The sequence below is a fragment of the Fulvivirga sedimenti genome (assembly GCF_020328055.1).
Genome location: NZ_JAIXNE010000005.1, coordinates 384503 through 397472, shown reverse-complemented (window position 1 = coordinate 397472; position 12970 = coordinate 384503). Strand labels below are relative to the sequence as shown.

Below are 12970 nucleotides of genomic sequence, written 5' to 3'. Positions count from 1 at the left end.
TCTACTTTTTCTTTTTCAGTGTATTCACTTCACTGGTCAATGCCTCAAGCTGTGATCGTGTAGTTAATTCACCCGACATATCACGTGAGATGATAGAGGCGCCGATTATTTCACCATCAGAGCCTTTCACCGGACCCAATATGTGCAGATAAAGCTCATCACTGGTTTTTGCAGCGCTAAGTTCACGATCTTCTATGGAGAATGTCTCACCGTTTAACGCACGATCGTAGTATTCTTTCCAATTACCAGTGGCAGGAACCCTGTCTCCAACCTTGATATTCAATCCAGCTTTTTTGAAAAGTTCGTCGACCTTGGAATTGGATAGAATAAGATTATACTCCTTATCAATGGTGAATACGGAATCTGGCGTATTCTCTATTACGCTGTTCAACAGATTATTCCGCTCCAGTACTTTGATCTCCGCAATCTTGGAGCGTGTGATGTCTTTTGACAGACCAAACGTACCGATGATTTCGCCCTTCTCATCCAACAGCGGCATTTTGATCGTTTCTGCCCAGGTTATTTTGCCATCCTTGTGAACCTCTTTTTCAATTTGTCCCATGATGGATTCACCGGTATTGATGATGTTTTGTTCGCCTTCATATGCGGGCCGCGCATGTTCTTCCGAGAAGAAATCGAAGTCAGACTTACCCAAAACTTCTTCCTCCGAGGAAAGTCCGAAGTTCTTAACAATCGATTTACTTACTTTCAGGAATTTACTTTCACGATCTTTATAATAAAGGGCATCGGGAATATTATCCATCAGCGCCTGGAACAGGGCCTTTTCATGAGCCAGTTGTTCTTCAACACGCTTCTTGTCGGTGATGTCCCTCGAGAATACAGAAATTCCAATGATCGATTTATGCTCGTCATAAATTGGGTTCAGGAAATATTCGCGCCAGGTATTTTCACCATGAACAGAACTCTTCAGAATGAAGTTAAGCCGTTCCCCTTCCATAGCCTGATCGTAGTATCCTTTCCATTCGTCGCGTACATCACCCAGCATCTCAAGGGCGTTATGACCTTCTTTCATATGCTCAAACTGCGTTCCTTTATAACGTGCTTTTACAACGTTATTCATGATCACGATCTTGTAGTCCCGATCGATAGTGATGATACTGTCGTCGGTATTGTTTATCAGGGCATTCAGATTCGCTTCTTTCTCTGCCAGCTCTTTCTGAGTTCTGGCCATTTCTTCCTGAGTTGCCTGCATTTCTTCCATATTCTGGCGCATCTCTTCTTCCTGTGCCTGCATTTCTTCTGTCATCTGACGGGAATTTTCAAGAAGCTCCTTCGTCTGCTGATTGGTCTTTGCAGAAATTACCGTTGACGCGATGCTTTCACTTACCTTCTCAAGAAACTCGACATCTGTATCGTCAAACTCCTTGAAGGAAGCCAGTTCGATAACCCCGATAATGTCTTCATTGGATTTCAAAGGAACGATGATCAGGTTATCCGGACTCGCAATTCCCAGGCCTGAAGTAATTTTCAAGTAACCTTCGGGTATTTCGGTGAGCATGATAGTTTCTTTTTCCAGCACAGCCTGACCCAGCAGACCTTCACCAATTTCAACACGGCGCTCCAGGAATTTTTTTCGCTCGTATGCACGGCATGCCTGAAGCTGCAAATATTTATCATTGGCATCTTCCTCCAGAATGAATATTCCTCCCTGGTTTGCTTTCAGATAGGAAACCAGGTTTTCAATAACCTTGTCGGAAAGCAGATCGAGATCATCCACATGATTTCGCAGTATTTCTCCAATTGTGGCCATTCCCACGTTTACAAATTTTTCTTTCTTTTCACGGATTGATGCCTCGCGCAGAGAGCCGCGCATGTTAAGCAGTGACTCACCGAGGCGATCCGCATTCTGTGTTGGATATGGTGCCTCGAGGTTGCCCTGGCTGATATGATCTGCGAACTTTATATTTACATCCATCATCTTCAGCTGTTCATCCATTTTAATGAATGTGATTCCGGATTCGCGGGTCTGATTGCGCTGAATATTCGCCCATAGAACAGCCAGAACCGCATAAAGCGCCATGATTCCGATATGAAGAAACATGTGAACTACATCTACAGGTAATTCTTCCATGGGAAGACCCAGGAATGTGCCGTCGACCGTTCCTGTATACAGGATGAAATAGGAAAAGATGGCGGATAATATTACCGGGACAAGCACCCATTTATCTTCATAAAATAGAAGAACTGTAAGGCTTACGAAATAGAAGAAGGCCATCGAAAGGTCACCATGCATCTGAAAAATAAACTGCAGTGGAAACAACCAGAATATAAGACTGATGCTTACCCTGAAAAAGCTTGTTTTCTGCAGAAAATGCCGGATTAAGTAATATGTGCCTACCAGTGTACCACCCATGACCAGGGCCAGTATCCAGGTTTGGTTGAAGAATGCCAGACTGATACCGGCGCCGAAATAGCCAAGAATGAAATACTGGGTTAGCTTATCAGCTGATTTGTAAACCTCCTGATGAAAAGGAATAAGTTCTTGATCGTCGATTTCCCTGTATGTGGACATTAAAAAATTGGGTTAAATCCAAAAAATACATACAAACTGAACCCAATTTATTCAGCCCTGTCAATAGTACAAAATCCTATTACATTTAAAGAGAAGGAAATCACACGGATGTGTGTTTTGAGGCAAAAATTACTATTTTTTACCCGTCGATAGCTTCCACCATTTCAACCTCAGGTACCATGCGTTTCAGGAGGTTTTCAATTCCTGCCTTGAGGGTAACTGTTGAAGAGGGACATCCACTGCAGGAGCCCTGAAGGAGTACACGAACGTTTCCGTCCTGAAAAGAATGAAACGTGATCGCACCGCCATCCTGTTCAACGGCAGGCTTGATATATTCATCAAGGATGGTTTTGATCTTTTTAACGGTTTCAGAATCGCTCTCATCATAAATTTCCTGAACTTCAGGTTTTTCGATCAGGTCGTTGCCAGATTCCAGGTACTTGATAATGATGTTTTTAATTTCCTCCCTGATTTCGACCCAATCAATATTTTCTTCCTTCGTAACGGTTATGAAGTTATTCATGAAGAATACACGACGGATATAGGGGAGCTTGAACAGTTGTTGTGCCAGCATCGCCTTATCAGCTGATTCAGCATCCGGAAAGTCATAACTGGTACCTTCAGGAACCAGCATGAAGTTCGCCACAAATTTCATGGAGTGCGGGTTTGGATTTGCCTCCATGTATATATTTACCGGTCTTTTTGCTGTTGTCTGACTCATAATGTATCACGTTAACAATGGAACAACAAATATAGAGATCTTTGGTTCCCCTTAATTATATTTTGTCAGTTCTCCTTCAGAACTCGCAATAAGCGTAGATACCGTAGCATCTCCGGTTACATTAACTACGGTGCGGAACATATCCAGTATCCGGTCGACCGGGAAAATGATCGCAATCCAGGCCGGGTTAAGACCCACCGACTGAAGCACAATGATCAGCATTACCAGTCCTGCGCTGGGAACTGCGGCCGAACCAATGCTGGCAAGGGTTGCGGTAAGAACGATGGTAAGCTGCTGACCAAGTGTAAGATCTACCAGATGTAGCTGTGCCAGGAAAATTACTGCAACGGCCTGGTAAAGGCTTGTGCCATCCATGTTCACGGTAGCTCCTATGGGAAGAACAAAACTTGTCACATTCTTGGAGACACCCATATTTTCCTCAACGCATTCCATTGTTACCGGCAGTGTGGCAGCACTTGAACTTGTAGAGAACGCAAGGAATTGCGCGGGGCTGATGTTTTTGAAAAACTCCCTGTAGGAAAGCTTTTTAATGAATACGGTTATGACCAATGGGTAGAAAATGAAGATCATGAATAACAGTCCGATCATCACCGTTAGCGAATAGAATCCAAGGCCCTTAAAGATTTCAAATACCTGTGCAGGGGTGTCGGCCATTTTTGCGATCACACCTGCGAGAAGTGCAAAAACGAAGAACGGCGCGGCTTTCATCACCAGGTCAACCATTTTCAGGAAGACCTCGTTAGTGCCGTTAATGAAGGCGATTACAGGGGCAGAGTGTTCGGATGGGATCATGATCAGTGTGATTCCAAAGAAAATCGCGAAGAAGATTACCTGCAGCATCAGGCTGTTGTCGGAAATAGAAAGGACCAGGTTTTCAGGTACCATATCCACGAGGAATTGGAGCGGACCGGCCTCTTCACTTGCCTCTGCAGTTTGCATTTGCTTGCTCACCATGTTTTCCCTGTCGGCCTGTATCTGACGAATCATCTCCGGGTTTGCCGCTGCTTCAGCTAAATCCCTGTAAGCCGGATCAGTCAGATAACTTTTACCGTCTTTTGGCTTTTCAATTCCGGCCGTTTCCTGAACCCATACTTCATATTCCATCCTGTTCTTTACGCGCTGGGTCTCATCTGTGTAGGATCCCGGTGTGATTGTGTTCACCAGCAATAACCCGAGACTAACGGCTGTTACTGTAGTCACCAGGTACAGTACAAGTGTCTTCAGCCCCATTTTTCCCAGGCGGCTCAGATCGCTCAACCCGGATACCCCGCTGATAATGGAGAATAATACCAGGGGTACTGCAATAAACTTGAGAAGCCGGATAAATATGGCACCAAAAGGATCAATCCAGTTAATGGTGAATTCATTCCAGCCCATTGTCGACGAAACAAATGCCCAGATGATCCCAAGTACAAGTCCGATAATAATCTTGATATGCAAAGGCATTTTCTTAGCGCTCATGGAAATCAGAGTTTAGAACTTTTATTTAGTAAATAGTGGTCTGCTAACACCAGTGCTGCCATTGCTTCGACAATCGGAACTGCCCTGGGAACGACACAAGGATCATGACGGCCCTTTCCGGAAATGGTGGCAGCCTCGCCGGAGGAATTAACGCTCTCCTGATCCTTCATGATCGTTGCCACAGGCTTGAATGCCACCCGGAAATATATATCTTCTCCATTGCTGATCCCACCCTGTACACCACCGGAATAATTGGTGTCTGTACGAACGCGGTCACCATCCATATGGAAAGAGTCGTTGTGCTCTGAACCACGCATTTCCGTTCCTGCAAATCCGCTGCCGTATTCAAATCCTTTTACGGCATTGATGCCCAGCATGGCATGTCCCAGTGCAGCATGTAATTTATTAAAAACGGGTTCCCCCCAGCCGGGTGGACAGTTTTTGATGACTCCCGTCACAACCCCTCCAATCGTATCACGGCTTTTCCTTACCTCTTCAATACGCTCAATCATTCGTTCGGCAGTATCAGGATGCGGGCAGCGGATGATATTTTCCTCGATCCGTGAAAGGTCCAGTTCCGTATACGCCGGTGCATGAATATCCCCAACTGAGGAAACATAAGCATATATTTCTACACCCAGTGTCGAGAGCATGGTCTTGGCGATCGCACCGGCAGCAACGCGGGCTGCTGTTTCACGCGCTGAACTTCTTCCACCTCCGCGATAGTCACGGATGCCATATTTCGCGTCATACGTAAAATCTGCGTGTGACGGGCGATATTTATCTGCGATATGGGAATAATCCTTACTCCTGGCATTCGTATTGGGAATGAATAATGCGATGGGTGTTCCGGTTGACTTGCCTTCAAACGTACCTGACAGTATTTCAAACTCGTCATCTTCCCTGCGCTGAGTTGTTATTTTTGACTGTCCGGGTTTACGCCGTGTGAGTTCCTTCTGAATGAAATTTTCGTCGATTGTTACTCCGGCAGGACATCCATCGATCACAACACCGATACCGCGGCCGTGTGATTCACCGAAGGTGGAAATGCGGAATAATTGTCCGAATGAGTTGCTCAAAGGATGTTATTTTTTGAAAATAATAAAGGCAGAAAGTGCTAACATAACCAAAATTAGAATGTTGGCAAAAACCTTGAGCCATTCGACCCCCTCTGTGCCTGAAAGATCATTACGCTCGAATTCAATCCGATCATAAAACGTACCGACATCACTGGAGAGGATATTCTCATTTTTACGACTTTCTCCCGTTACGTACACGACTGCCCGTGATGTGAGGGTATCATATGCATCTTTTTTGATATTGAAGTAGATCCATTTGAAGTACTTCCCGAGGGGGTAGTCGCCCGGCTCATTCGGAATTCCGTAAAAACTATAGGACTTGGAACCGGTAACCCTCCCGTTGCGTCGGTTGATATTCTGACTCACATCGGGATCGTAAAATTCAAATTCGTCATTTTCTTTAACCATCGGCGCGTTAATCGACGAGATATTTCCTTCGCCGTAAATATTGAATTCGTAGGTGAAGCTTTGGCCGGTCTGTAAATCTTTTGAGCTTACACTTTCATTGAGCTTATAATCACCTACAGCCACGGCGTCTTTCAGCGGGTGTGGTGGAAGGTCCCTAACCCTGACGGTCTTGGGCCGTGTAAAGAACTTTTTAAAATCTTCCTGACGATTTTGACCGAAGAATGATGGATTGCGCGCCACTTTGTATTTAATCATGTCCAATCCAACGGAGGGGAAGACGACATTTTCAGTATTTAAGGGAAAGAATACTCCCTGGTAAATCTTGTACTGGGTATAGCCCTTACCCTGGATCATGACATGCTCTCCGTAAATATTTTCGATATTGAAATTTTCTTCCCAGCAATTCTCCGGCCGGAGTTGCTTCATGATATCCGACAATTGCTTTCCGAGTTCATGAAACTCCAGTGGAGCCCTGTTATTATCTGCGACATAGAAAGAAAGCGTTGTGGTGAATCCTTCGCCGACATAAACCTCTTCCTTGTTGGTCGTAAGGGCCAGAAATGCATCCTCTTTTACGTCAACGTATTCTGTGGCATTGTCCTCGCCAAAAAAGCTGTCAAACGGGTCTTTATCGAACATATCCCGGAAAGGGTCACGGGAGGGCTGGCGATCGACCGCAGCACCAACCTTAACTGTGCGCCCTTCAGACCGGATTGTTTTGTCATTCACCGTCATTTCGAAAGGAGGGACGGTGTAAGTACCCTGTCCGTCAGGTATATAGGTCATGGTTACACTTTGGGTTGATGAAACCTGCCCATTAATAATTTGTGTTCTGGAAGCAGAGGAAGTACCCCTTTTTATAAAGCCCTCAATGTTTGGAAAATCCGAATATTTTTCTATCTTATCGTTGCTGATGGTAATGGTTATGGTCCAGGCCTGATTTTCACCAATTTCATCAGGTCCGAGCTCTATGGAAACGTCCTGAGCCAGGGCAGCAAAGCCGGGTAGTATCAATATCCAGAAAACGGTAAGAAATTTTTTATATCTGTGAATCAGGGACATACAAAATTGTTTGAATCTTTTTTACTTCTTAAACGTACAAATTTAGAGTATTCTTTTAAACACACCTTCATTTTTAGAAAGGTAACATTTATAAAGATGGTTTCCTTGTTATTAACTTTTAAACCAAATAACAGATGCTAGAATACGTAAAGACGATCCTTACGAAAGTGAGTTTTGACACCGTATTGTTTGAAAAGGAGCTGCGAAAGGGACTTCGCCTCCTGATACGGGATGAAATCCGAGAGTTACGTAGGTGGTGTTACGATCAGTTTAACGGTGAGCACCACAATGTATTGCAGCGATGTTTCGCATCTAATGTCTAATGTTTAACTATTAAAATGAATATAGGAGGCTATCCATAAAGGATGGCCTTTTTTGTTTTATTGAATTGAATTTTTAATAATTCGACCGCCCCTCTCACATATTCGACCGCCCGCTTCGCAGGGGTCGTTTTTTTAATTGATCCTGATCTCACATATTCGACCGCCCGCTTCGCAGTGGTCGCTGTTCTATTAATTATTCCTGATCTCACATATTCGACCACCCGCTTCGCAGGGGTTGTTTTTTTAATTGATCCTGATCTCACATATACGACCACCCGCTTCGCAGGGGTCGTTTTTTTAATTGATCCTGATCTCACATATACGACCACCCGCTTCGCAGGGGTCGTTTTTTTAATTGATCCTGATCTCACATATTTGACCCACGCTTACGCATGGGTCATCTGTTTTGTAACAGGATATCCTTTACTGCTTAGGGCCAATGCAGTTATTTATGTCAAATGAAGAATGTCAGACAGCCTGACCCCCGTGTAACGGGTGGTCACATAGGTGAGCACCAACATTTCAGATAAGAACGACCCCTGCGAAGCGGGTGGTCGCATAGGATACCAGCGGCCGTAAATGTGAGGTCTGTAAATCCTGTTTTTATTTTTCAGAAAGGAAGGTAATCGTACGCTTCAGCCCATTGAATTTTGTTCGTTTAACGGCCGATTTCCTGAATAACCTTCGAAAGGTTTCTTCAGAAAGTTCAATCCAGTCGTTCCGGGTCATATCAAGTAATTCCGGGCTTGGGCGGAATGCGGGTTCATTATGGGGCGTTGCAAAACGGTTCCACGGACAAACATCCTGGCATATGTCACATCCGAACATCCAGTCATTCATGGTGTCACGGAATTCCGGGGAAATTGCATCCCGAAGTTCAATCGTCAGGTAGGAAATGCAGCGGTTGCTGTCGACTACATAAGGCTCTGTGATGGCATCTGTCGGACATGCATCGATGCATGCTGTGCAGGTTCCACAATAATCGCCTGTCGGCGTATCCGGTGTAACCTCCAGGTCAATGATCAATTCTGCCAGGAAAAAATAACTGCCGTGGTGACGGTTCAGAAGCAAAGAGTGCTTGCCGATCCAACCGGTTCCGCTTCGACGGGCCCATGCCCGTTCAAGGACCGGGGCACTGTCTACAAATATCCTTCCATCAATATCACCGATTTTTTCCCGGAGCAAGCCAAGAAAGTCCTTTAGCTTATCCTTTATGACAAAGTGGTAATCTTCACCATAGGCATATTTCGAAATCTTAAAAGAATTGTCGGGCAGAGGCTCTGATGGAGTATAGTTGTACAATAAACTTATCACCGTTTTTGCACCGCTTACAAGCAGACGCGGGTCAAGCCGTTTGTCAAAATGATTTTCCATCCATGACATGGTGCCATGATGTTTTTCTGAAAGCCACTTTTCCAGCCGGGGGGCCTCATCTTCCAGAAATTCAGCCTTGGATACACCGCAGTGCATAAAACCAAGTTCTTTAGAAATTTCCTTGATTATGCGATGGTGGTGATCCGGTGCTGTGCTGCTCATTTTCAGGATTCAAACAAGCTTCCCGATTGCTGTGGAGGGACTATTTTGAGATGTTTATAGGCTCGCTCCGTAGCTTCCCGCCCACGGGATGTACGTTTAATATATCCTTCCTGGATCAGGAATGGCTCATAAACCTCTTCGATCGTCTCAGCTTCCTCCCCGCAAGCAGTGGCAATTGTACTTATGCCAACCGGCCCCCCCTTGAATTTTTGAATGATGGTGGAAAGAATGCGGTTATCCATGTCATCCAGGCCATGGCTGTCGACATCCAGTGCATTAAGCGCAATTTTTGCGATTTCCAGTGTTATGGTTCCGTCACCCTTTATTTCAGCAAAATCGCGGGTTCTTCGAAGCAGGTTATTCGCAATCCGGGGAGTTCCACGGCTTCTTCGTGCTATCTCTACAGCAGCTTCCTCGTCTACCGGTGTACCCAAAATGCTGCAGGAACGTTTAACGATCGAAGTAAGCAGCCCTGTGTCATAATATTCAAGCCGGGCATTAATCCCAAAACGGGCCCTGAGCGGCGAGGTAAGCAACCCTGCTCGGGTGGTTGCGCCAATGAGCGTAAAGGGTGCCAATGCAATTTGTACACTTCGTGCATTCGGCCCTGAGTCCAGCATGATGTCGATTCTGTAGTCTTCCATCGCGGCGTATAAATACTCCTCCACTACAGGATTCAGTCTGTGTATTTCATCGATAAACAGGACATCCCGCTCTTCAAGGTTCGTTAAAAGGCCTGCCAGGTCTCCGGGTTTATCCAGAACCGGCCCGGATGAGATCTTGATACTGGTCTCAAGTTCATGAGCTATGATATGAGAAAGTGTTGTTTTACCTAATCCGGGAGGTCCGTGCAACAGCACATGGTCGAGTGCTTCACCGCGATTGCGCGCAGCTTGCACAAACACCTTAACGTTTTCCACCACTTTGTGCTGGCCGGTAAAATCGGCAAATGAGAGGGGGCGCAAGGCACGCTCAATTTCCTTTTCTTCAGGTTTTAACCCGTCTTCATCTGCACGCAGGTAATCTTCTCTCATGATACAGCCACTTGGGAATAATTGATCTCTAAATTAGTCATTAGCGGATCAAATTAATTAATTTGGCGCCGAAATTTAACGGAAATGGACCTGCGGTTTAAAAACATTCTTTATACACTGATTCTGGTTGGTGCTGTGGTGATCGTGTATCTGTGGCGAAATTCAGGAGAACCTGTGCTTGTGACCTTTACGGGAACTACCATGGGGCCCATCCGGTATAGCGTAAAATATTATGATGAAAAGGAAAGGAATTTTAAAACAGAAGTGGATTCGATTCTGATTGCCTTTAACCAGTCGCTCAATACCTACATCCCTGATTCAGAGATATCCCAATTTAACCTGGACTCCGTTTGGAATTTTAAATCAGAATATTTCTTCCCGGTTCTGGAACTTAGCGATCGCATTTATAATGAAACGAATGGCGCCTATGACCCCACCGTGATGCCGCTTGTAAATATTTGGGGATTCGGGCCGGGGGAACAGCAATTCCCGGACAGTTCAGCCATCGATTCAATAAAGACATTCATTGGGTTTGAACGGATATCATATGACAAGAATCAGGTAGCGAAATCCGATCGCAGGGTACAACTCGATTTTTCAGCATCTGCGAAAGGCTACGGGGTAGATGTCGTCGTGGACTTCCTTATCGATCAGGGTATTAACAACTGCTTTGTAGAGATTGGCGGAGAGGTAAGGGTTGTGGGAAGTAATATAGAAAATGATATGCCCTGGCGCATTGGAATCATTGATCCGAATTCAACTGAAGGATCGGTCCGGCAATTTGCGGTAATTGAATTGGAAAACCGGGCGATAGCCACTTCCGGAAATTATTTTAACTATCGTGTCGTGGATGGGAGAAAATTTTCGCATACCATTGATCCTTCTTCAGGTTATCCTGTAGTTCACCCATTGCTGAGCGCGTCGGTAACAGCCCAAACCTGTATGGAGGCAGATGCATTGGCAACTGCATTTATGGTTATGGGCCATGAAAAAGCTATCAAATACCTGAATGAGCATCCGGAAATCGGGGCATTTCTGATTTTTTCGACACCTTCCGGAGAATTATCGACATATGGTACCGTGGGGTTAAATGTTAAAATGAGCGGACAGTAACCATGACAGCGCATTCAGAATGGTTTAGTGAATGGTTTGACTCGCCTTATTATTACATGCTTTATTTCCAGCGGGATGATGCCGATGCGAGGAGTTTTATTGATGCACTGGTGTCCCATGTTCAGGTAACTACCTCAGATCATATCCTCGACCTGGCATGCGGCAGAGGACGTCATGCCATTTATCTGAATAAAAAGGGTTTTAATGTCACCGGACTGGATCTTTCTCCACAAAGTATCGCTATTGCCAGGGAATTTGAGAACAGCCGGCTTCATTTTGATACCCATGATATGCGACGGCCTCTTCCGGGAAAATTTAACCTGATCATGAACCTGTTTACGAGTTTTGGATATTTTGAAACCGATGATGAACACCTGCGGGCACTGGAGAATATTGCCGACGGACTGGTTCCGGGAGGGTGTTTCATTCTTGACTTTATGAATGCCCGGTTTGTAAAGAAGCATCTTGTGAAGCATAATACCCTTACCATCGGGGAGGTTAAATTTGATTTGGAGCGTCGGGACGATGGAAGGTTTATTGAAAAGGATATACGTTTTGAGACCACAGAAGGCAGGCGCCATTTCAAGGAACGCGTGCGTGCATTTACTGAAAACGAGCTGGAATCGCTGATATCCCGGTCTGGTATGCGAGTTATTGAAAAATGGGGCAATTATGGTCTTGGGGCCTTTGATCCGGAAATATCTGAACGATTGATTCTCTATTGTAAAAAATAATTCCCCAGGTTAATGCAACATTGTTGTATCTTAGGCCGCAGAATATCATGCTTTTCAATTTTCTCATACTTGTGATCTTCAGTGTTATCGGGGGAAGTCTTGCATTCTTCACTACACGTCTTTCCTCACGATACTATCATTTGGCGCTTATTTTCAGCGGGGCGTACTTATTTGGAATAACCATAGTTCACATACTTCCGGAATTATTCATTCAATCGGTGAATCCTGGCCTGATCGGTGTATACGTCCTGCTTGGGTTTTTCCTTCAGCAATGGCTTGAGTCCTATACGCAGGGTGTTGAACACGGGCATCTGCATGAGCATGAAGGTCATAGTCATTCCGGTTTATCCGGACTTGTTCTGCTCATTGCATTATCTGTACACGCTTTTCTGGAAGGAGCGTTGCTCTCTCACCCTTCCGACATTCATCAGATAAATGAGACAGGCCCACTGCTCTGGGGGATCATTTTACATAAGATTCCGGCAGCCTTTGCCCTGATGTCAGTAATTCTCTGTCAGAATAACAGCAAAGGACGCGCATTTGCCTATTTACTCATTTTTGCGCTGGCATCTCCTGCCGGTATGTTGCTTAGTCAGCTGGCTGTAAACAGTCAATTCGTTTCTGCGGCTTCGTTTTCCATTCTATTTGCCATTGTCTCAGGCAATTTTCTGCACATATCCACAACCATTGTTTTTGAGAGCAATGAACAGCATAAGCTGAATTATCAAAAGTGGGGGGTTGCTATTTTGGGCGCAGGGCTGGCTGTTCTGCTTGAAATATTTTAAAAATACCCAAAAATAGGTATGGTCTGGCAAATATTCTCTCTCTATCTTGCATGCATCGACAATAAGGTGTCAATAGTTCATGAATGACAGGGCCGCTTGCGGCCCTGTTTCTTTTTATGAGATCCCCAAAATACCTGATTATAGGTATTGGGCTTTGGCT

Annotated in this window: 11 protein-coding genes; 4 read left to right on the top strand and 7 right to left on the bottom strand. The window is 45.0% G+C overall.

Annotated features, from left to right (window positions below; all coding sequences use genetic code 11):
- Nucleotide 1 precedes the first annotated feature (1 nt).
- The 5 genes from LDX50_RS25460 to LDX50_RS25440 form a co-directional block, all read right to left on the bottom strand.
- Nucleotides 2–2533, bottom strand: coding sequence for a PAS domain-containing protein (locus LDX50_RS25460; RefSeq protein WP_225699097.1), 2532 nt, complete (start codon nt 2531–2533; stop codon nt 2–4).
- Nucleotides 2534–2672: 139 nt separating this feature from the next.
- A complete protein-coding gene (locus tag LDX50_RS25455) occupies nt 2673–3254 on the bottom strand; it encodes a NifU family protein (protein WP_225699096.1) in 582 nt (193 codons plus the stop codon).
- Between the two features lie 51 nt (nt 3255–3305).
- Nucleotides 3306–4736 (bottom strand): dicarboxylate/amino acid:cation symporter, encoded by a 1431-nt coding sequence (locus LDX50_RS25450; protein ID WP_225699095.1) that lies wholly within the window; start codon nt 4734–4736, stop codon nt 3306–3308.
- Nucleotides 4737–4741: 5 nt separating this feature from the next.
- Nucleotides 4742–5815, bottom strand: a complete 1074-nt coding sequence (aroC, locus tag LDX50_RS25445) for a chorismate synthase (RefSeq protein WP_225699094.1) — start codon at nt 5813–5815, stop codon at nt 4742–4744.
- A gap of 6 nt (nt 5816–5821) precedes the next feature.
- The gene (locus tag LDX50_RS25440; RefSeq protein WP_225699093.1) at nt 5822–7285 is read right to left on the bottom strand and encodes a BatD family protein; all 1464 of its coding nucleotides are present in this window, start codon (nt 7283–7285) and stop codon (nt 5822–5824) included.
- Between the two features lie 134 nt (nt 7286–7419).
- Between LDX50_RS25440 and LDX50_RS25435 the strand changes: the two genes are divergently transcribed.
- Nucleotides 7420–7608 (top strand): hypothetical protein, encoded by a 189-nt coding sequence (locus tag LDX50_RS25435; protein ID WP_225699092.1) that lies wholly within the window; start codon nt 7420–7422, stop codon nt 7606–7608.
- 603 nt (nt 7609–8211) lie between these two features.
- Here the strand turns inward: LDX50_RS25435 and queG are convergent.
- Together queG and ruvB are read right to left on the bottom strand one after the other, a co-directional pair.
- Nucleotides 8212–9144, bottom strand: coding sequence for a tRNA epoxyqueuosine(34) reductase QueG (gene queG, locus LDX50_RS25430; protein ID WP_225699091.1), 933 nt, complete (start codon nt 9142–9144; stop codon nt 8212–8214).
- Between the two features lie 2 nt (nt 9145–9146).
- The gene (gene ruvB / locus LDX50_RS25425; protein WP_225699090.1) at nt 9147–10178 is read right to left on the bottom strand and encodes a Holliday junction branch migration DNA helicase RuvB; all 1032 of its coding nucleotides are present in this window, start codon (nt 10176–10178) and stop codon (nt 9147–9149) included.
- An 84-nt stretch (nt 10179–10262) separates the two neighbouring features.
- Between ruvB and LDX50_RS25420 the strand changes: the two genes are divergently transcribed.
- From LDX50_RS25420 to LDX50_RS25410, 3 genes are read left to right on the top strand one after another with little or no spacing between them, the layout of a single operon-like run.
- Complete coding sequence (locus LDX50_RS25420; RefSeq protein ID WP_225699089.1) at nt 10263–11291, top strand: FAD:protein FMN transferase; 1029 nt, start codon at nt 10263–10265, stop codon at nt 11289–11291.
- A 2-nt stretch (nt 11292–11293) separates the two neighbouring features.
- The gene (locus LDX50_RS25415) at nt 11294–12025 is read left to right on the top strand and encodes an SAM-dependent methyltransferase (RefSeq protein ID WP_225699088.1); all 732 of its coding nucleotides are present in this window, start codon (nt 11294–11296) and stop codon (nt 12023–12025) included.
- A gap of 47 nt (nt 12026–12072) precedes the next feature.
- Nucleotides 12073–12810, top strand: a complete 738-nt coding sequence (locus LDX50_RS25410; protein ID WP_225699087.1) for a ZIP family metal transporter — start codon at nt 12073–12075, stop codon at nt 12808–12810.
- Nucleotides 12811–12970 lie beyond the last annotated feature (160 nt).